The 17,230-nt window shown below is 63.2% G+C and carries 21 protein-coding genes and 2 tRNA genes; 20 read left to right on the forward strand and 3 right to left on the reverse strand.

Features of this window, described 5'->3' with window-relative positions:
• Window positions 1-215 precede the first annotated feature (215 nt).
• The 4 genes from cmrA to HMPREF3088_RS05545 all read left to right on the forward strand — a co-directional run bounded on the left by cmrA (window position 216) and on the right by HMPREF3088_RS05545 (window position 2,377).
• Complete coding sequence (cmrA, locus tag HMPREF3088_RS05530) at window positions 216-1,061, forward strand: mycolate reductase (RefSeq protein ID WP_070758800.1); 846 nt, start codon at window positions 216-218, stop codon at window positions 1,059-1,061.
• 34 nt (window positions 1,062-1,095) lie between these two features.
• Window positions 1,096-1,725 carry an oligoribonuclease gene (orn, locus tag HMPREF3088_RS05535; protein ID WP_012360641.1) on the forward strand — a complete coding sequence of 210 codons (630 nt, stop codon included), beginning with the start codon at window positions 1,096-1,098 and terminating at the stop codon, window positions 1,723-1,725.
• 171 nt (window positions 1,726-1,896) lie between these two features.
• Window positions 1,897-1,972 (forward strand) — tRNA-His (locus tag HMPREF3088_RS05540).
• Window positions 1,973-2,110: 138 nt separating this feature from the next.
• Entirely contained in the window at window positions 2,111-2,377 is a 267-nt protein-coding gene (locus tag HMPREF3088_RS05545) for a PLDc N-terminal domain-containing protein (protein WP_070758801.1), read from the forward strand.
• On the opposite strand, the gene HMPREF3088_RS05550 is transcribed toward HMPREF3088_RS05545, so the two are convergent.
• Window positions 2,374-2,583, reverse strand: a complete 210-nt coding sequence (locus tag HMPREF3088_RS05550) for a heavy-metal-associated domain-containing protein (RefSeq protein WP_070758802.1) — start codon at window positions 2,581-2,583, stop codon at window positions 2,374-2,376. The two genes, HMPREF3088_RS05545 and HMPREF3088_RS05550, sit on opposite strands and share 4 nt — an antisense overlap.
• 151 nt (window positions 2,584-2,734) lie before the next feature.
• Here HMPREF3088_RS05550 and HMPREF3088_RS05555 point away from each other — a divergent pair, with 151 nt between their 5' ends.
• Window positions 2,735-3,718: a phytoene/squalene synthase family protein gene (locus HMPREF3088_RS05555; protein WP_246818068.1), complete on the forward strand. Its 984-nt coding sequence runs from the start codon at window positions 2,735-2,737 to the stop codon at window positions 3,716-3,718.
• A gap of 9 nt (window positions 3,719-3,727) precedes the next feature.
• On the opposite strand, the gene HMPREF3088_RS05560 is transcribed toward HMPREF3088_RS05555, so the two are convergent.
• Window positions 3,728-4,951 carry a L,D-transpeptidase gene (locus HMPREF3088_RS05560; RefSeq protein ID WP_070758816.1) on the reverse strand — a complete coding sequence of 408 codons (1,224 nt, stop codon included), beginning with the start codon at window positions 4,949-4,951 and terminating at the stop codon, window positions 3,728-3,730.
• A 335-nt stretch (window positions 4,952-5,286) separates the two neighbouring features.
• Between HMPREF3088_RS05560 and HMPREF3088_RS05565 the strand changes: the two genes are divergently transcribed.
• Window positions 5,287-5,363 (forward strand) — tRNA-Lys (locus tag HMPREF3088_RS05565).
• Here HMPREF3088_RS05565 and HMPREF3088_RS10185 read toward each other — a convergent pair.
• A complete protein-coding gene (locus HMPREF3088_RS10185) occupies window positions 5,322-5,633 on the reverse strand; it encodes a helix-turn-helix transcriptional regulator (RefSeq protein ID WP_012360648.1) in 312 nt (103 codons plus the stop codon). The two genes, HMPREF3088_RS05565 and HMPREF3088_RS10185, sit on opposite strands and share 42 nt — an antisense overlap.
• 118 nt (window positions 5,634-5,751) lie before the next feature.
• On the opposite strand from HMPREF3088_RS10185, the gene HMPREF3088_RS10875 reads away from it, so the two are divergent.
• The 14 genes from HMPREF3088_RS10875 to HMPREF3088_RS05625 all read left to right on the forward strand — a co-directional run bounded on the left by HMPREF3088_RS10875 (window position 5,752) and on the right by HMPREF3088_RS05625 (window position 17,092).
• Window positions 5,752-5,970, forward strand: coding sequence for a helix-turn-helix domain-containing protein (locus HMPREF3088_RS10875; RefSeq protein ID WP_012360649.1), 219 nt, complete (start codon window positions 5,752-5,754; stop codon window positions 5,968-5,970).
• The gene (locus HMPREF3088_RS05570; protein ID WP_070758804.1) at window positions 5,967-6,416 is read left to right on the forward strand and encodes a hypothetical protein; all 450 of its coding nucleotides are present in this window, start codon (window positions 5,967-5,969) and stop codon (window positions 6,414-6,416) included. The genes HMPREF3088_RS10875 and HMPREF3088_RS05570 overlap by 4 nt, the downstream gene beginning before the upstream one ends.
• The gene (locus tag HMPREF3088_RS05575; RefSeq protein WP_070758805.1) at window positions 6,403-6,828 is read left to right on the forward strand and encodes a hypothetical protein; all 426 of its coding nucleotides are present in this window, start codon (window positions 6,403-6,405) and stop codon (window positions 6,826-6,828) included. Before HMPREF3088_RS05570 ends, HMPREF3088_RS05575 begins: the two co-directional genes overlap by 14 nt.
• Before the next feature lie 19 nt (window positions 6,829-6,847).
• Window positions 6,848-7,231, forward strand: coding sequence for a hypothetical protein (locus tag HMPREF3088_RS05580; protein WP_070758806.1), 384 nt, complete (start codon window positions 6,848-6,850; stop codon window positions 7,229-7,231).
• Window positions 7,228-7,677: a hypothetical protein gene (locus tag HMPREF3088_RS05585; RefSeq protein ID WP_070758807.1), complete on the forward strand. Its 450-nt coding sequence runs from the start codon at window positions 7,228-7,230 to the stop codon at window positions 7,675-7,677. The genes HMPREF3088_RS05580 and HMPREF3088_RS05585 overlap by 4 nt, the downstream gene beginning before the upstream one ends.
• Entirely contained in the window at window positions 7,677-7,982 is a 306-nt protein-coding gene (locus HMPREF3088_RS05590; RefSeq protein ID WP_070758808.1) for a hypothetical protein, read from the forward strand. Before HMPREF3088_RS05585 ends, HMPREF3088_RS05590 begins: the two co-directional genes overlap by 1 nt.
• Window positions 7,979-8,236: a hypothetical protein gene (locus HMPREF3088_RS05595; RefSeq protein WP_070758809.1), complete on the forward strand. Its 258-nt coding sequence runs from the start codon at window positions 7,979-7,981 to the stop codon at window positions 8,234-8,236. The genes HMPREF3088_RS05590 and HMPREF3088_RS05595 overlap by 4 nt, the downstream gene beginning before the upstream one ends.
• A gap of 617 nt (window positions 8,237-8,853) precedes the next feature.
• Window positions 8,854-9,801, forward strand: coding sequence for an HNH endonuclease (locus HMPREF3088_RS05600; protein WP_141759442.1), 948 nt, complete (start codon window positions 8,854-8,856; stop codon window positions 9,799-9,801).
• Window positions 9,802-10,280: 479 nt separating this feature from the next.
• Window positions 10,281-10,778, forward strand: a complete 498-nt coding sequence (locus tag HMPREF3088_RS05605) for a hypothetical protein (protein ID WP_070758811.1) — start codon at window positions 10,281-10,283, stop codon at window positions 10,776-10,778.
• A gap of 859 nt (window positions 10,779-11,637) precedes the next feature.
• Window positions 11,638-11,835, forward strand: a complete 198-nt coding sequence (locus HMPREF3088_RS10880; protein ID WP_371441306.1) for an HNH endonuclease — start codon at window positions 11,638-11,640, stop codon at window positions 11,833-11,835.
• A gap of 332 nt (window positions 11,836-12,167) precedes the next feature.
• A complete protein-coding gene (locus HMPREF3088_RS05610) occupies window positions 12,168-12,716 on the forward strand; it encodes a hypothetical protein (RefSeq protein WP_070758812.1) in 549 nt (182 codons plus the stop codon).
• 284 nt (window positions 12,717-13,000) lie between these two features.
• Window positions 13,001-14,443: a terminase TerL endonuclease subunit gene (locus HMPREF3088_RS05615; protein WP_070758813.1), complete on the forward strand. Its 1,443-nt coding sequence runs from the start codon at window positions 13,001-13,003 to the stop codon at window positions 14,441-14,443.
• Window positions 14,440-15,843, forward strand: coding sequence for a phage portal protein (locus tag HMPREF3088_RS05620; RefSeq protein WP_070758814.1), 1,404 nt, complete (start codon window positions 14,440-14,442; stop codon window positions 15,841-15,843). Before HMPREF3088_RS05615 ends, HMPREF3088_RS05620 begins: the two co-directional genes overlap by 4 nt.
• Window positions 15,818-17,092: a VG15 protein gene (locus HMPREF3088_RS05625; RefSeq protein WP_070758815.1), complete on the forward strand. Its 1,275-nt coding sequence runs from the start codon at window positions 15,818-15,820 to the stop codon at window positions 17,090-17,092. Before HMPREF3088_RS05620 ends, HMPREF3088_RS05625 begins: the two co-directional genes overlap by 26 nt.
• Window positions 17,093-17,230: the final 138 nt, after the last annotated feature.

Here is a 17,230-nt window from a genome sequence, read left to right on the forward strand (position 1 = left end):
CACACCGTGTCAACTATGTCGTGACTTCAGACACTGCCGGGGGCGCTTTGTGCTTTGAAGGGTCGGCTACCTCGCTGGCAGCGGTCGCCTAGGATTGACGCAGCACGGTTCTTAACACTCGCCGCCCGCACACACTCGCGTGGCTTGCTGCGGTGAGAGAGAACCCCGCGCAGGCGATAGGTCTGCGCACCCATCCGCCAACGTGAGGAGCCTTCTTGACCACCGAGCACAGCATCCCCCACCCCCGGGCTGGCACTTTCGCCCTCGTCACCGGCGCATCCTCCGGCATCGGCGAAGCCCTGGCCCTCGAGCTGGGGCGCCGCGGGCACGACCTCATCCTCGTTGCCCGATCCACCGGCCCCATGGAGGCCATCGCCGAGCAGCTGCCCGGCCGGGACGTCCGCATCCGCTCCGTCGATCTTTCCGACGCCGCCGCCCGCGCGGAGCTCATCGCCGAGGTCGAGGACCTGGACGTCAACGTCCTCATCAACTCCGCCGGCATCGCTACATTCGGTGACTTCACCGACCTTGACTACGGCGGGGAACGCGCTCAGTTCGAGCTGAACGCCACCGCCCTGTTCGAGCTCACCGCCGCCGTCCTTCCTCGGATGTTGGCCCGCGGTGAGGGTGGCATCGTCAACGTCGGTTCCGCGGCCGGAAATATGGCGATCCCTGGCAACGCGACCTACGTGGGCACCAAGGCCATGGTCAACACCTACACCGAGGCCCTGCACTACGAGCTGAAGCCCAAGGGCATCAAGTGCACGCTGCTGGCCCCAGGCCCCGTGCGCGAGGAGGTCAAGGAGGAAGAGAAGAAGACCGGCGTGGATCGGGCTGTGCCGGACTTCGTCTGGACCACCTACGAGGACTGCGCCATCGAAACACTGGAGGCGCTGGCCGCGAACAAGCTGCGCGTCGTCCCTGGTCCGCTGTCGAAGGCGATGAACTTCCTGTCCACCTACGTCCCCCGCCGCGTGAGCGCGCCGATCATGGCGAAGCTCTACCGCAAGATGGCGGCCGAGGTCGCGGCGGAGGAAGCGGCGAAGAAGAAGCAGAACTAAAAGAAAGCAAGCACGAAGGAGCCCAAGGAACACTGTGTCCACCCCCAATCAGGTAGCGAAGAACGACCGCATCGTCTGGGCAGACTGCGAGATGACCGGCCTGGATCCCGACCGCCACGTCCTGGTGGAGATTGCGGTGATCGTCACCGACGCCGAACTGCGCCCCCTCGACGAGGGCATCGACCTGGTCATCCATGCGACCGAGGACGAGCTCGCCGAGATGGATGACTTCGTACAGAACATGCACGCCCGCTCGGGGCTGACGGAGCAGATCCGCGAGTCCACACTCTCCCTCGCGGAGGCGGAGCAGCAGGTGCTGGAGTACGTGCAGCGTTACGTGGAGGTCGAGCGGGCCGCGCCACTGGCAGGCAACTCCATCGGCACGGATCGCCGCTTCATCGCGAAGTACATGCCGAAGCTGGACGAGTTCCTGCACTACCGCATGATCGACGTCTCCAGCATCAAGGAGCTCGCGCGCCGCTGGTACCCCAAGGTGTACGCGGGCCAGCCGCAGAAGGGGCTTTCCCACCGCGCTCTGGCTGATATCCAGGAGTCGATCCAGGAGCTCGCGTTCTACCGACACGCAATCATGGTCGACGCGCCCGGCCCGGATAAGGGGCAGATCCTCGCGGCGGCGGAGGCTGCGGTTGAGCCCTGGGCCTAGGCCAGGGAAATCGTTCGGCGCTCGTTCATAAGGACGACGCCGCGTTCCACGCGGTCACTGTTGCGCGGTTGCGCGGCGGGATGTCGGCAGGTTCTGAGGCTTCCACGCTGGCGTTTTGGCGCTTTTCTGGTTCTGGCCTAATATAGTTCTCGCTGTCTTAGAGCAGTGATGGTGACTGTAGTTCAGCTGGTAGAGCACCAGGTTGTGATCCTGGGTGTCGCGGGTTCGAGTCCCGTCAGTCACCCCAGAGAAAGTCCCCGGCAGGGTTCACCTGCCGGGGACTTTGCGTTGCTGCGGGACCTTCCGCAAACGAGCGCGAACCCTCCCCTGCCCCCTGATCATTCAACCCCTGCATTCGGGCCCCGCGGCATTATAGTTAGAGGTCATGAAGCTTATTCTCGCCGCTGGGGACTCCCTCCCCATGGAGGGCGATAACACGATCCCGCCAGCATACGACCTCCTGTGGGCAGGGCTGGCGGTCGCTTGGGTCGCCCTGCTAGCAACTGCGCTGATCCTGTTGTTTAAGGATCAGAACACGCCCCGAGCCGCCCTGCTGTGGTTCCTCGCGATCCTGGTGTTTCCGTTTCTCGGCTCGGTGGCCTACCTGGTCACGCGGAACCGGAGGAACCGGCAACAGCGCCAGCAGGTTTAGGCGCGCGCCGCGTCGTAGCCAGCCTCGTCGATAGCGGCGATGATCTGCTCCTCGCTGACGGAGCCGTCGTTATCGAAAGTGGCGGTGCCCTTCTCAGCGGACACAGCGATGTCGCTGAGCCCACCCAGCGCGGAGAGCTCCTCGGTCACCGCGGCCTCGCAGTGCCCGCAGCTCATGCCCTCAACCTTGTAAACCTGTGCAGCCATGACTGCTCATCCCTTTCTCTTTTTCTTGCTTCGCTTTCCTTAGCGTGAGCGCAGGGAGCGCCCCCGCTGGAGCACCACCAGCCTACGCGGGGCTGCCCAGAAGATGCGGGCGATGGTCGGCTGCACCCGGTGGGCTAGAGTCAGATCCATCATGAAGCTCCCCCACCGTACGCACCCCAGCCCCGCGGAGAAGTACGCCACCGTAGCCCAGCGCGCGGCTGCTGAGGTCATTAGGGGATATTCCACCAGCTTTTCGATGGCCTCCTCCCTGCTGCGCGAGCCGGTGCGCACCCACGTACGCAACCTCTACGCCATGGTGCGGGTGGCAGACGAGGTCGTCGACGGGGTCGCCGCCGGTGCCGGTCTGAACACCGAGGCCACCCGCGCCTGCCTCGATGCCTACGAGCAGGCGGTGTACCAGGCCTGCGACCGCGGCTTCAGCACGGACCTGGTGCTGCACGCCTTCGCCCGCACCGCCAACGAGTGCGGGCTCGAGGACGCCGACCTGCGGGACTTCTTCACCTCGATGCGCCAGGACACCCTCGTCGCGGTTCACGACGCCGCGAGCGTCGACTCCTATGTCCACGGTTCCGCCGAGGTCATTGGACTGATGTGCAACGCCATCTTCGCCGCGGACTCCGCCGGTCGCGGGCGCCCGTGGTCCGCGCAGCGCCGCAACCAGGCCAACGAGGGAGCGCTGGCCTTGGGGCGGGCTTTTCAAAAAGTGAATTTCCTCCGCGACATGGCCGAGGACACCCAGAAGCTGGGCCGGAACTACGTCTCGGGCGAGGCGATGACCGACCAGCCTGCCAGCCCGGGCGATCCGTCTCACACGAACAACGCCACCAGTTCCACCCCCCGCGAGACCCCCGCCCCCGCTCCCCTGACCGCGCAGCAGAAGGCCGACTATATCGCGGACATCCGCGCTGATCTCACCCTGGCGGAGAGCGCCATCGGCCTGCTACCGGCCACCGCGCGGGCAGGAGTTTCGGCCGCCCACGCGCTGTTCGCCGAGCTCACCGAGCTGCTGGATCAGGCTAGCGTCGAAGAAATCATGGCGGGCCGGATTCGGGTTTCCGCGCCCCGCAAGGCCGCTGTCACCGCCCGGGCCGCGGCCCGGGCGTGGCGCGCCTAAGCCTCCGTTTTAGTACTGCGGGCCGTCGCCGGCGTTACCGGCCTTCCAGGTCTTCCAGTCGATGTTCCAGTCCCCCAGGCCGTCGTAGCCCGGCAGCGTGGGCCCCGTGGAATTCTTCACCGTCACGATATCGCCACGCTTGAAGTTCTGGTAGACCCAGTTCGCGTTCTCCATCGACAGGTTGATGCAGCCGTGCGAGGTGTTCTGGCTGCCCTGCGCCCACACCGACCATGGGGCTGCGTGGATGTAGATCCCGGAATAGCTCATCTGGGTCGCATAGGACACGTCGGTGACATACCCTCCCTCAGCCTCGGAGTAGCCGAAGGTGTTGGAGTCCATCGTCAGCGCCTCGTACTGGTCGCCGATCTGGTAGACGCCGTTCGGGGTCGCCCACTGCGTGTTATCACGGCCGTTGGACGTCGGCATCGTCTTCAGCGTCTGACCGTTCTTCGTCACGGTCATCGTCTTCGCGGCGTCGTCAACGACGGCGCGGATGTCGTCCCCGATGGTGAACTTCGCCTCGCGGTTATCCGCGGAGTACAGGCCGTCGCCGAAGTCCACGCCACGCAGCTTCGCGTCCACAGTGACGGTGGTTCCTGGCTTCCAGTAGTTCTCCGGGCGCCAGCGGACCTCAGTGTTGCTGATCCAGTAGAACGCTCCTTCGACCTTCGGTTCGGTCTTGATACTGATCGCGTCCTGGACAGCCTTGCGGTCCGTGGGGACGGCGTCGAGCTTCAGCGCAATGGACTGCCCCACACCCACCGTGGCCCCATCGAGCGGCGCGAGATAAGCGTTGGTCAGGACGTTGGGCTGGATCGTGGTGAAGGTCTGGTTCAGTTCCGTCTCACCGTTAGTCGCCGTGAGCGTGTAAGCCGAGCCGTATTCCATTCCGCCCGTGCTGCGCCATTCGGTCTTATCCTTGTTGAGCTTGCCTTCGATGACATTGCCCGCACCGTCCATCAGGCTGATGTCGGACATTGCCTTGCCGGACGTCAACGTCACCGTCTCGGTGGGGTTCACGCCCTCGGCACCGTCCTTCACGGAGGCGGTGATTCCGACCTTCTTCTCCTGCGCTTCTTCCGTAGCCGGGGTGTCATCCTTCGTACGGTCGGTGTCGATCGTGCACGCACCGAGCGTGACAAGGCTGGCTGCTGCGACGGCGCCGACGATGGCGCGGCGGGGGTTCAATGCACGTCCGGCCTGGCGCTGACCGATTCGTGAAAGAAAGGACATCATGGGCTCCCTGGTAGGGCGCTGCCGGTTTCCAGCCTTCCCCAGTGGTGTCCGCTCACACGGTGGGCGGGCATTGGAAACATTCGGCAGCAGTTCACGCGGGTTTTGCCACCGCGGTGGGTGGCGGGTCCGCTGGCAATTTCTAATACCCGGTTAGCTTAGCCGGTCAGGCAGACAAACCGGAGGTACAACGTGGGAAGTTTTAGAACACTGTTATAAGACCGCTGTTTCTGCACCATGACCAGGCGATTTGCTAAGTTTTAAAAAGCCTAATATAGTTTCATCTCGTTGCCACGGAGAGCACATGCAAAGCAGTGTTCACCTCGCAGCAAGATGGGCCATTAGCTCAGTTGGTTAGAGCAACTGACTCTTAATCAGTGGGTCCGGGGTTCGAATCCCTGATGGCCCACCACTGACCACCCCCGTCGGGATCATTCCCGCCGGGGGTTTTTCCTGTCTCGAGCCAGCGCGGGTCAACTCCCGTAGCAAAAGCGATAGCCGAGATCAGCGGACGCTTAGGCGTCCTGACCCCCTGCTCCGCATTGGCGAGCGTCGCCCGGCTAACGCCCACAATCTTCGCGAGCTCCGTCTGCGTGAAGCCTCCGATCTCCCGCGCCCGCTGCAGTCGGTGCTTAATCTCCCATTCGGGAATAATCCCTGCATTACTTACTGGTTTCGTCATGCCTAAAGGTTAGCGCATTGGCTAACAGTTGGCAATAAAACCGCTGGTCAGTTCACCAGCTAAGTTAAATGACTAAATTTTAGTTGCTTTAGATTAGTCATTCAGCTAATTTCTAGTCATGCGAGAAATTCTGACAACCTCAGAGGTCGCCGAGCTATTGGGAATCGGACTGAGCACTGTCACTTGGCGGGCTCGACAAGGACGACTCCCCGTCCTGCAGCAGATTTCCGGTCGTGGCACTTATCTCTTCGACGGCGAGACGATCCGCAAGATGGCAGATCGCGCCGGGCGAGAAAACACCACCGACCAGGCACCACAAACGGAGCCGCCGAAATGACCCAAGAATTCAGCCGGCGAATCACCCTCCCCTACATGGACATGACCAAGACATACCCGTGGACGCGGATCGAGCCGCAAGACATCGAGATCAGCCTTGAAACAGTCTTCGACGACCACCCCAACGACGAAGCACCCGTGTTCATCAGGGCCCATGTGCTCAACGAGATCAAGGTCAAGACCCTCAACCGGGATAACTTGCCGCGACTCTGCACCGCCATCTTCCGCGCTGCGAACGCGGCCCTGTTCTTCACCGAGCTATACGAAGAGCCAAGACCCGGCGTCGAGCTCTCACCGTTCCGCACGGAGCCCACGGGCACCGATCAAGACACGTACTTCCGGATCCTCGTCGACCTGGATGACCCGTTTGATAAAGACCGTTCCCGACACCTGCCCTGCCTGATCTATCTCCCGGCCACCGAAGGAGCCACCGATGACAATTCCTAACCCGAGCGCAGTTCTCGACCTCCTCCGAGGCGGCCCTTTCACCGACCTCACCCCCGAGAAGGTCACCTTCGGTTCGAGCGCGAACCTCACGAAGACGCAGATCACCGTGGTTATCGACGGAACTGTGCAGCTGCCCGACACTAGCGCCGAGCTCGTCTCTTGGCTCGCGCTCGCGGTTGCCGCATCAGTGCGCGAGGACAAGATCCCAGGCATCGTGAACCGTCCACCGCTGAAGAAGGTCACCTCCCGTCGCCTCCCGGCAGGCCACGATGCCCCCGACGCGATCACGCGCTACGAGTACCGCTTCGTGGAGGTCTCCGAGTCCCCGAGCACCGCGCAGGCGAAGGTTCACCGCACGATCAGCGTCACCCTGGCAGTGGAACAAGTCACTCCGGGGGCCAGCAGTGACTAGCAGCGCCATTCACCATCTAGTGATCCCCGCTAGGCACCCCGCAGGTTCCAAGAGCTATGAGGTCAACGCTTACGAGATCAACGCCAGCTACGGCCCTGTTCTCACGATCTGGTTCAACCGTGAGCGATTCCCCGACGACACCGACCCCGAAATGCTCAAGGAGCTCGCCGTCTTCCTCTCCCAGGAGGTGAAGGACCGCATCGCGAGCAAGTGGGCAGATCGAGTGCCAGCCAATGTCCGGCTGGTGCCGGAAGGCGACCCGCTGGCCGGACGAAACCAACGCGTGGTGCGGATCACCGAGCATGCCCCTGGCCGCGACCCCAGCCCGGGTGAACCCTGCAACTGCATCCAGGTGATCTTCGACAACCAGACCACAGCAACAACGAAGGAAACCCAACCATGACCACCACACTCAACCGCCCCGCTCTTTCCGCTGAGTCCGCCCGAAAGCAGGCTTACACCCAGTCCACCTCCGACTGGCTCGACCACGCCGACACCTTCCGCCGCCTGGCGGCAGTCGCATTCGAGCGAGCCCAGGGGGAGGATGACTCCTATTGCCGTCGGATGGATGAAGACCTCGCGATCGCCTACACGTCCGCCTATATCGCGTGCACGCAGAAGGGCATGGCGATGCAGACACCAGTCGATACCGAGCGCAGCGTCCACCGACTGCCCCCGTCCGTCACGGAGGTGCTCCTCGACTATGCCCAGGGCCGCGATATCGACCCGCGAGACACCGAGCTGCTGCGCCAGAACGCGCTCGTGGAGTACGGCACCGACCGCATCACCCGTGAAGGAATGCGCATCGTTGCTCACTGGCGCGGCGAGATCAGCTTTCCACGGGCCTAATGCGGACACGTCAGCTGCGGATACCGTCCGGGCGGTTAATCACCGTGGTCATCGACGGCCAGCAGCTCACACACGTGGCGTACGGGGACCTGTGCCAGAACCTACCCGCCAGTTGGAGGGACAGCCTCCCCCGCAGCCAACGCCGCCCGATGTTCTACCGAATCTTTGCAGAGGTATCCGACTTGAAACAGCTAACCACCACCGACCGGATCGACAAGAAGGCCCGCAACGCCCTCGAAGAGCTCCTCGACAACCTTCACAAAATCCTTAACGAGCAGACCCACGACCAGCAGGAGAAGAAATGACCACGACCACCCACCTTGAGCGCACGCCCATACCACAGGCTCGTCGAGCACAGCGGCAGTGCATGCCCCTCCCCCTCGCTGCCCCAGACCCAGCGCCCACGGCACAGATCGACAGCCAGACCCCGGAGGACGCCGAGCAGTCTGGACTGCCGGAGTGGGCGGACTACCTTGCCATTCTGCTGCTAGCGGTCGTAGCTATCCAGATCACGATCCTGGTGGTGTTCAACGTTCTTCGAGCGCTGTGGCTATGGTGAACGACCCTTACACGCAGGCAGGCCTGCCCCCGCATGAGCAGCCGCTCGGGGTGTGTATGTCCCCTACTTGGTCAGCGAAGCCAGGCACACCGAGCCTGTGGGAGACCGCGGAAAACGAGACATGGGTGACCCGCGTGTCTCGTTTCGAGAAGGCTCGGCAGCTGTGCTTGGAATGCCCAGCCTTAGCCGCGTGTCGGGCGTATGCCGACGACATGGAGCGCCGGGGCTGGGCCATCGATGGGGTCGTCGCCGGGCGGGTGCCTCCAGAGCCCGGCAGGCGGCGGTGCCATCGGTGCCACCGGTACTTCATCCCCACATCCTCGTCTGCCCGCAGCAATGATCTAGCGGCGCGCGAGTACCGGCGGGGATTGTGCCGGAACTGCTACCGAATCGAAATCGAAGTGGAGAACCCGAAACCCCGCTCGCGCCGAGCGGGCAAGAGGAAAGGGAGGTAGCCGAATGATTCGCTTCTCCGTAGTGCCCCGCGCGCGATAGCGCTGACCGCCGTTCCGTGGCCCGTTTGTTTTGTGTTCTGTGTTGATGACTGGTGAGGATTCCCTGATGGTGTTTGTGCGTGAGTGCCGCCTAGCGGAGCCCCGTTTCGGAGGTGTGCGCTGATGGCGTGGATTCGTGTATCTGACACATTCAATTCCGCACCAGAGTGGATGAAGGCCCGCGAGCTGGCTGTTGATCGTCGTGATGGGCGGTTGGTGGCCGAGCTACGTGGGCATGCGATGGCGATGTTCGCTTGGTCTGCCCAGAACTTCACTGATTACGTGGTGCCCTTGGGCGCTGCTGTGGAGATCTGTGGGGTGGATCGAGTGGAGCAGGTGCTGGCTGATCTCGTGACGATCGGCATCTGCGAGGTCGCTGACGCTGATGGGGAAAGGCGGTGGCGGCTCGTGGAGCGGGCTTCCTTCGTCCACCTCATTAAGTCCGATCAGAAGCTGTTGAATGCAAAGCGGAAGCGGGATCAGCGAAAGGCGAGCCTCGTCGTCCCGGTGCTGCTCCGTGATGGTAGCGAATGTCGTTACTGTGGGGAGCAGGTTAATTGGGATGACCATAGGCACGAGGGTGGCGGCACCTTCGATCATCGGGACGTGGAAGCAGAGACCACGACGGAGAACTACGTCGTGGCGTGCCGTGGCTGTAACAGGCTGCGCGCTGACTTCGATGATCCTGACGAGCAGTTGCCGTTGCTCGACCCACCAGAGCAGCCGATCTATGATGCTCAGCTTTGCAAGAAGCTGGCAGTGTGGCCACGCATCGTGGCCGCCGAGGCATCGCGAATGGGATTCCCGAACCCGCTTGTCAGTCATGGCGAGCTGGGCAAGGTTGAGTCCCCGTCAAGGCGTGGGCGCCCGAATGGGCTTAATGCTGTTGAGTCAGAGTCTGGTCGAGTCCAGTCTCCGGAACCCCCTGCCAGGCCAGTAGGGGTTGATCCGCAGGTGGCGGCCTCACATCCAGTGAGGAAGACGCGGCCCGCTAATGGGACAGGATTCCTGGGCAATGATTCCGGCACCCGCACCGAGACTAAGCGACGCCGCAAGCGTCGCAGGCGTTAACGACCTGCGACACTCGCTTGCGGTGATACACCTCTAGATCAGCCAGCTGCCCTGATGGTTCAGGCGTGTTTGGGCTCCGCCCCACGCCCCTTTTCGCGTACCCATTTCAGCCCGCCCGGGCTTTCGTTTTTGTCCCAGGACAGGCTGGGACAGTCATCGCCCGCGGCTGGGAGGCCGGGACGGGACGGGACGGGACGGGACGGGACGGGGTGGCTTACCGTTACCACCCTCTTACGGTGAGGTTTTCTTCTTAGGTTGTCTGTCTGCTTGTTGTCTGTGTGGTTCTGGTGTGGGGCTGTTGGTGTGTCTTCTTGAGGGAGGTTTGTGTCGTGGATGTTGCGGATAGGTACGTGTTGGTTTCGGCGTTGCGTGATGCTGTGGTGTTGGTGCCGAAGTTGGATCAGTTTCTTGTGCCTCGTGTTGCTCCGTCTGGTGAGAATGCTGGGGTGGCTCCGAGACGTCCAGGGTCGCGGGCTCCGGTGGATGAGTCTGTGTTGGCGGTCAAGGAGCGGGTGGAGGATGTGGTCTTCACGTGGTGTGGGTCGGTGGCTGAGGCGACGGGGGTTCCGGCTCCGGGTGTTCGGTCGGTCGAGGTGCGGGCGGCGTGGCTGGCTGACTTGGTTGATGATGTCGCGGAGTGTGAGTGGGCGGAGTTGATGCTGGAGGATGTGGTGCGCGCGGTGCGTGCCGTGCGTGATGTGGTGGAGCCTGCTCCTTCTAGTGTCGTGGAGGTTGGTGGTGGTGGCGTTCTGCTGAACACGGGTGGGCGGGGTTCGCTGGGCGCGGTGGTTGGTGGTGGGGAGTGGATGCCGGTAGCTGATGTGGTTGCTGGGCTAGGTTCGTTGGGGTTTCGGGTTTCGGCGTCGAGTGTGTATGGGTGGGTGCGGTCTGGCCGGGTGGGGTCTGTGGTCAGTGGCTCGGGGGTGTTGGTCTCTCCGTCGGAGGTGGCCAGGCTCGCGGTGAAGCGCCGGCGGTAGGTCACCGGGGCGCAGTGCCTCGGGCGGGGTGGGTGTACCGGGGTGCCCTGTGCCCGGGGAGGGTGTACCGGGGTGCCCTGTGCCGGGTTGGGTGTACGGGGCCCACCGGGGTACGGGGCCAGCACGGGGCGGGGCGACGAGGGGCGGCGCTGGGCGTGCTCGACGGTGTTGGTGACAGTCTCGATGTGGTGACTGCGTGCTGGTCGCGCGTTGGTGGGTCTCGCACCTGGTGTGTGGGCTGCGTGGCCTGGTGGTGGTCGGTTGCTGGTGCACGGTGGGCAGCGCCGTGGTTCGTGGCGTGGTCGTGTGTGCTCGCGTGCCAGAAGGCTGGCAGCCGTCGGCAGCAGTAGGTGGCAGTGTCACCTGTGCTTGGTGTTGGTGCGTTGTGGTCGGTCGTGGCGCGAGCGGTCCATCGTCGCCAGGTGTTGGCGCTGCGAACGTGGAAACTTCGAGCGCTGTCGACGGTTTACGTTGGTCACATGTGGTTGTCCAAAAGCGCAGGTGACAGTGGTTATCGTGAACATAGCTTTTAGATGGTTGGTTATGGTGTGTTGTAGCGGTCATGATGTGAGGAAGCATGATCGCTGACCGTCGCAATTTTGGTTCCGACACCTTCGGTGCCTTCTGGTCTCGTTGCTGAACTCGGGTTCTCGTTTAAGGCTGGCCGCCACTTCTGTGGTGACCAGCCTTTTACGATGCGCAAGGGTTTTAGTGATGAGGCTTGTTGTTGCGGCGGTGCGTGAGGGTTAGATGGTGACGTGCGTAGCGCGCCGCGTATCGGGAGGTGAGTGGACTGTCTCGTACAGCTCACTCGCGTTACCGGGCGCGGCGTGCTCGCATTCTTAGCGGCCAGCACATCGTGTGTGCCTGGTGCGGTCAGCCCATCGATAAGCGCTTGAAGTTCCCCCACCCGATGTCACCGACAGCGGATCACGTGCACCCCGTATCCCGCGGGGGCTCGAACTTCGGTAGGCTCCAACCAATGCATCTTCTGTGTAACCAGCAAAAAGGGGCTGGGTTCTCGCAGTTCGATTCGGTTCACGCCCGCCGGTGGTAGCCCTCCAGGCCCCGGTGAGGGCGCTGGCACCCCGTTCCCCCGTTCGGGGGTGACGTTTGGCGGCAAAACCACCCGGGGGGTTGCCCCCTCAAACCTGCAGGGCATAGCACACGGCATTGCAGTAGATATCCCCCCGCGCTGGAATTCTCCAACCCCCAAAAACAGGATTGCCAAAAATCCTATCCCCCGAGCGACGCTGACGCGAATTCCGCGCCCTCGCGACTTTTTCGCACCCCCGCGATTCCCAGCCTCTCTAATCCGCACTTTTAGAACCATCTAGAAACATGTGACAAATAGCAGGTCATAGTGGGTTTCCTGGTAATATAGGAGGCATGAGAACCTGCGAGTCCTGCGGCGCCGAACTCACTAAGCCGCGCCGGGGCCCATGGCCGAAGACCTGCGGCCAACGGTGCCGTAAGCGGCTGTCCCGTGTCCGCACGACCGTAGGAACCAACTCGAACAGCCCCTACCCCGTCGCAATGCGGGCTCTCCCCCGGTGGACACGCGCAGCAGGAAAGCGCCCCATCACCATCACCGGCGCGCCCGCATCCACGACCAACCCCTCCACGTGGACGCGCTTCGCCGCCGTAGAAAACGATGCCCACGGCATCATGCTCGGCGACGGGCTCGGCTGCATCGACCTTGATGATTGCTTCACCGACACCGGCGAGCTCACCCCACTGGCCGCACGGATCGTCGCGAAGAACCCCAAGGCCTTCATCGAGGTCAGTCAATCCGGTAAGGGGCTGCATATCTTCGGCCTACGACCGGAAGGCCCCGGAATCCGCCGGGGCGGTCTCGAAGTCTATTCCTGGGGCCGGTTCATCCGCACCACCGGCGACATCTACCAGCCCGGCGGGCTCGAAGAGCTCAACATCTAACCCCCAGCCAGCCACAGCCTCCCTCTCTCCTCCTCACGCCCCGTCTCACCCGCCCACTACGCGCCGAGGAGGTACAGCCGTGTCCCGCCCACCCCGCAAAGCACTACCAGCCGCGAGGGATAAAGACCCCGCCATTCTCCTTATCGCGCTTCGCGACCGCCTCGCCGACGAGATCGACCGCACCGAAGACCCCCGAGAGCTAACCGCCCTCACTCGCCAGCTTCTGGACGTTCGCGCTCACCTGCGCACCGAGAGCGCCGCCGCATCAGAAAAGGTAACCCCGATTGACTCAATCCTCCGCCGTAGGCAAGCAAACGCCTAGCTACTCCTTCTTCCCCACGATCGCCGCGTCCGACGCCACCGACGCCATCGAGCTATCCGAGGCCTACGGGCTGACCCCCGACCCCTTCCAGTGCTTCGTCCTGGAGTCATGGAAGGCGCGCCGGGCGGATGGCAAGCTTGCGTCCTCCCGTGTGGGGTTGTCGGTGCCTCGCCAGAATGGCAAGAACGGCGCACTGGAGGCCTCCGAGCTGTTCGACATTCTCGTTCTTGGCCGGAAGGTGTTGCACACCGCTCACGAGACGAAGACCTCGCAGCAGGCGTTCCGCCGCCTTGCGAGTTTCTTCCGCCCTGAGGTGAATCCTGATCTCGCCCGCCAGGTTGAGCAGATCCGTCAGGTCAACGGGCAGGAGGCGATCGTGCTGCGTAATGGCGGCGAGATTCGCTTCATTGCTCGGACGAAGAACTCGGGTCGTGGGTTCACCGCTGACACGCTTGTCCTCGACGAGGCGCAGGAGCTGAACATGGAGGCGCTCGGCGCTCTCCTGCCCGCGATCTCGTCCGGGCCCGCTGGTGACCCCCAGCAGATCTATCTGGGCACCCCGCCGGGGCCGACCAACGACGGCGAGATTTTCACCAAGCTGCGCAACGACGGTCACGAGGCCACGGATCCGCGCCTGTCGTGGATTGAGTGGTCAGCCGATCGGGGGTGCGACCTCGACGACACCGAGCAGTGGGCACAGGCCAACCCCGCGCTAGGCACCCGCTTGATGTGGGATGTCGTTTACGACGAGCGTGCCGCGCTCGATGATGAGACCTTCGCTCGCGAGCGTCTCGGCATGTGGTCGACGGAAGAGTCTGCTCGGGTGATTCCTCAGGCTGACTGGGAGGCTTGCGCTGAGCCGAACATGCGCGACGCTGGCGGCGAGGTCGCCATCGCGGTGGACATCTCTCCCGCCCGCTCCACAGCCTCGATCGCCGCCGCGGGGCTCACCGTTGATGGTGCCCCGTGGGTAGATGTCATTGAGACCCGCCATGGCACCCCTGATTGGTTGCTCGAGCGGATTGTGGCGATCTGTGGCCGCCAGCCTGTCCGCGCCGTCCTGATCGACGGCAAGGGGCCGGCCGCGTCCCTGATCGACCCGCTCAAGCGCCGCAAGATCAAGGTTTCCATCACCACCGGCTACAACATGGCTGCAGCAGCCGCCGACTTCTACGACGCGGTGCTAGCCCACCGCCTCGTCCACCTCGACCAGCCCGCCCTGAACGTCGCTGTCGCAAGCGCCCGGAAACGCCGCCTCGGCGACGCCTGGGCATGGAACCGCAAGGACGTGGAGTCCGACATCACCCCGCTGGTCTCCGCGACTCTCGCGCTGTTTGGTCAGTCCTACTCCGACGTCGTCCGCCCCACGCCCCGGAAAACTCGCAGAAAGGTGATCGTCCTATGAGCACTCTCACCCCACACGAGACAGCACTAACCCAACGGCTGCTCTCCCAGCTCGCAGGCTTCCAGTCCGCGAACCGCAACCACGAGCAGTATTACGCCGGCACCTTCAAGCCCCGCTACCTCGGCATCGGCCTACCCGAGATCGCCAAGAACCTCGAGATGGTCGCGGGCTGGCCAGCCACCACCGTCGACGTACTCGAAGAACGCCTCGATATCCTCGGCTGGACAAACGACGACCTCGGCGCAGTGTTCGCTGATAACGCCCTGGACGTGGAAGCCTCCCAGGTTCACCTGGACGCCCTGATCTACGGCACCGCCTTCGTCTCCGTCACCGCAGGCAACGGGGACGACGAGCCCGAGGTGCTCGTCCTCGGCCATGACGCCAAGACCACCACCGGCTACTACAACCCCCGAACCCGCCGCCTCGACGCAGCAATCACCAAAACCGTCAACCCCGACGGCAAGACCGTCGAGGCCACCCTGTGGGGCCCGCACGAGCTCGTCGTCTCGCGCCGGGAGAACGACACCAGCCCCTGGGAGGTCACCAACCGCATCCGCCACGGGTTCCGCCGTGTGCCAATGATTCCCTTCATCAACCGCCCCCGCGTCGGCGACCGCAAGGGACGGTCGGAGATCTCCCGAGCCGTCCGCCGCTACACAGACTCCGCGGTGCGCGCGCTCACCTCCATGGACGTCAACCGGGAGTTTTTCAGCGCCCCACAGCGCTACGCCGTCGGCGTCTCCGAGGAAGACTTCACCGACGCCTCCGGCAACCGGAAAAACCCCTGGCAAACCGTCACTGGGCGTATCTGGGCAGTGCCCGGTGCCGAGGAAGGCCAGCCCCAAACCCAGCTCGGCCAGTTCGACCCGATCAGCGCCGGGCCCTACCTCGAGCAGGTCAAGGGACTAGCCCAGCTCCTCGCTGCCGAGGCTTCAATCCCCGCCTCCTACCTTGGCTTCACCACCGAGAACCCCTCCTCGGCTGACGCGATCCGCCAGATGGAGGCACGTCTGGTTAAACGCGCCGAGCGGCGCCAAACTCAGTTCGGCCACTCATGGAACCAGGTCGGCCAACTCGCCCAGCAGGCACTCGGGTTCCCCAACGACAATCCCAACATCAAATGGGCCGAGGCCTCCACCCCAACACTGGCCGCAACCATGGACGCCATGGTTAAGGCCGTCCAGGTCGGCATCCTGCCCCCGGGCCCCGTCATCTGGGACAGGCTCCGGTTCAGCCCAGAGGAACAACGCCTCCTCTCTCAAGAGGTAGCGACGCGCCGGGCAGAGGGGCGTGCAGCGATGTTGGCGGGGCTTGCGCAGCGTGGCCAGGAGGTTCCCGACTTGATCGGTGACGATACGTTTGGAGGCATGCCGGATGGATTACCAGTCGATCAGGCGTAGCTATGCGGGCACGCTCGACGGTCTCGAGAAGCTCGCGTGGCGTGATCTGCTGGCGTGGTGGAATGCCACGGAGGGCACTCCGTTCCTGCAGCGTCGTGCGCTGATGGAGGAGCCATTCACGGCGATCACTACAGCATATGGGGAGCAGGCGGCGCATGCCGCGGCTGATTACCTGTTCCTGCAGCGCTCGCTTGATGAGACGCTGGCACGCCTGGATTACCCAGAGGTTGCTGATCCAGTGACTTATGACCAGGCCGTTGCGGCGTACAGGTCAGCAACGCGGCTGTCCAACAGCGACTTCAAGCGGCTCATGGAATTGGGAAAGGACTACGCCGGCAACCAATTCAACGTGGTCACGATGGAAAAGCTCTCGGGCGCGTTGAACCGCATGGTGCTGCTGCCCGCCCGTTCGACGATTGTCAACAACCTAGGCAGTGATCGTTCGTTCGCTCGCGTCCCGGAGCCTGGGGCGTGCTTGTGGTGCCTCATGCTGGCCTCCCGCGGTGCGGTGTATCGTGCCAGCACCGCGCTCTATAAAGACGGTGCCCGCTACCACGACAACTGCCGGTGCGTAGCCGTCGAGGTAAGCGCCCACGCCCCCTTGCCGAGGATTAACCAGGAACTAGAGGCTGCCTGGAAGAAAGCCCAAGAAGGAGGTGGCACCCAGGCGGATCTGTACCGAAACTGGGAGGACTACCTGCAACGCCGGTCAGCAGTCCTGCAGTCGCAGGTGAGGTTCCCTGATATCCCAGGGGTGAAGACCCCGACATACAGGGGTTCTGCGAAACGAATGGCCATACAGAAATCCTCCGGTGGACGGAGTCAGGAGAAGGAAATTCCCTTGCCTGATCTTCACCAGATGCCCGGGCACGTCCTGTACGGCTGGAATACCGCCCCGCCGTTCTCTAGCACCCGCCGCTCCTCGCGCGGGCGTAAGCCTGGCGATTACTCGATGGACAATGCCTTTGGGCATCGCCACGGATCACAGGCTAAAGGGAAAACCACGTTCCCCGCGCACTGGTCGGATCAGAAGATCGTTGATTCTGTCCGAGATGTGATGGAGACCGGCGAAGCGAAAATTAGGCCAGCGCCCCGCGGGCTGGTGAAGGACCGTGACGGAAACGAATGGAAGCCATCGTATGACTACGAAGTACGTACACAAGGTATTATTGATGGTGTTTCCATCATGACGAGATTCCGCGTTGTCGACGGAGTGCCACTAAAAGCCGCCGGTTACCCAATCAGGTGATTACCTTGACTTCCAAAAAATTCGACACAGCTGCCGAGCTCTACGCATACTTTCGCGAGCAATACCCCGTCGAAACACAAGCCCACAGTGAATTCGAAAAGGGTGATGTTCGCTGGGCTAACGAATCGGGAGAAGCCG

The organism is Corynebacterium sp. HMSC22B11 (assembly GCF_001815965.1).
Taxonomy (GTDB): domain Bacteria; phylum Actinomycetota; class Actinomycetes; order Mycobacteriales; family Mycobacteriaceae; genus Corynebacterium.

Coding starts and splice junctions, on each gene's coding strand:
- HMPREF3088_RS05545 (WP_070758801.1), top strand. CDS start 2,111: ATGAAGCTTATTCTCGCCGCTGGGGACTCCCTCCCCATGGAGGGCGAT.
- HMPREF3088_RS05550 (WP_070758802.1), bottom strand. CDS start 2,583: ATGGCTGCACAGGTTTACAAGGTTGAGGGCATGAGCTGCGGGCACTGC.
- HMPREF3088_RS05555 (WP_246818068.1), top strand. CDS start 2,735: ATGAAGCTCCCCCACCGTACGCACCCCAGCCCCGCGGAGAAGTACGCC.
- HMPREF3088_RS05560 (WP_070758816.1), bottom strand. CDS start 4,951: ATGTCCTTTCTTTCACGAATCGGTCAGCGCCAGGCCGGACGTGCATTG.
- HMPREF3088_RS10185 (WP_012360648.1), bottom strand. CDS start 5,633: ATGACGAAACCAGTAAGTAATGCAGGGATTATTCCCGAATGGGAGATT.
- HMPREF3088_RS10875 (WP_012360649.1), top strand. CDS start 5,752: ATGCGAGAAATTCTGACAACCTCAGAGGTCGCCGAGCTATTGGGAATC.
- HMPREF3088_RS05570 (WP_070758804.1), top strand. CDS start 5,967: ATGACCCAAGAATTCAGCCGGCGAATCACCCTCCCCTACATGGACATG.
- HMPREF3088_RS05575 (WP_070758805.1), top strand. CDS start 6,403: ATGACAATTCCTAACCCGAGCGCAGTTCTCGACCTCCTCCGAGGCGGC.
- HMPREF3088_RS05585 (WP_070758807.1), top strand. CDS start 7,228: ATGACCACCACACTCAACCGCCCCGCTCTTTCCGCTGAGTCCGCCCGA.
- HMPREF3088_RS05590 (WP_070758808.1), top strand. CDS start 7,677: ATGCGGACACGTCAGCTGCGGATACCGTCCGGGCGGTTAATCACCGTG.
- HMPREF3088_RS05595 (WP_070758809.1), top strand. CDS start 7,979: ATGACCACGACCACCCACCTTGAGCGCACGCCCATACCACAGGCTCGT.
- HMPREF3088_RS05600 (WP_141759442.1), top strand. CDS start 8,854: ATGGCGTGGATTCGTGTATCTGACACATTCAATTCCGCACCAGAGTGG.
- HMPREF3088_RS05610 (WP_070758812.1), top strand. CDS start 12,168: ATGAGAACCTGCGAGTCCTGCGGCGCCGAACTCACTAAGCCGCGCCGG.
- HMPREF3088_RS05620 (WP_070758814.1), top strand. CDS start 14,440: ATGAGCACTCTCACCCCACACGAGACAGCACTAACCCAACGGCTGCTC.
- HMPREF3088_RS05625 (WP_070758815.1), top strand. CDS start 15,818: ATGGATTACCAGTCGATCAGGCGTAGCTATGCGGGCACGCTCGACGGT.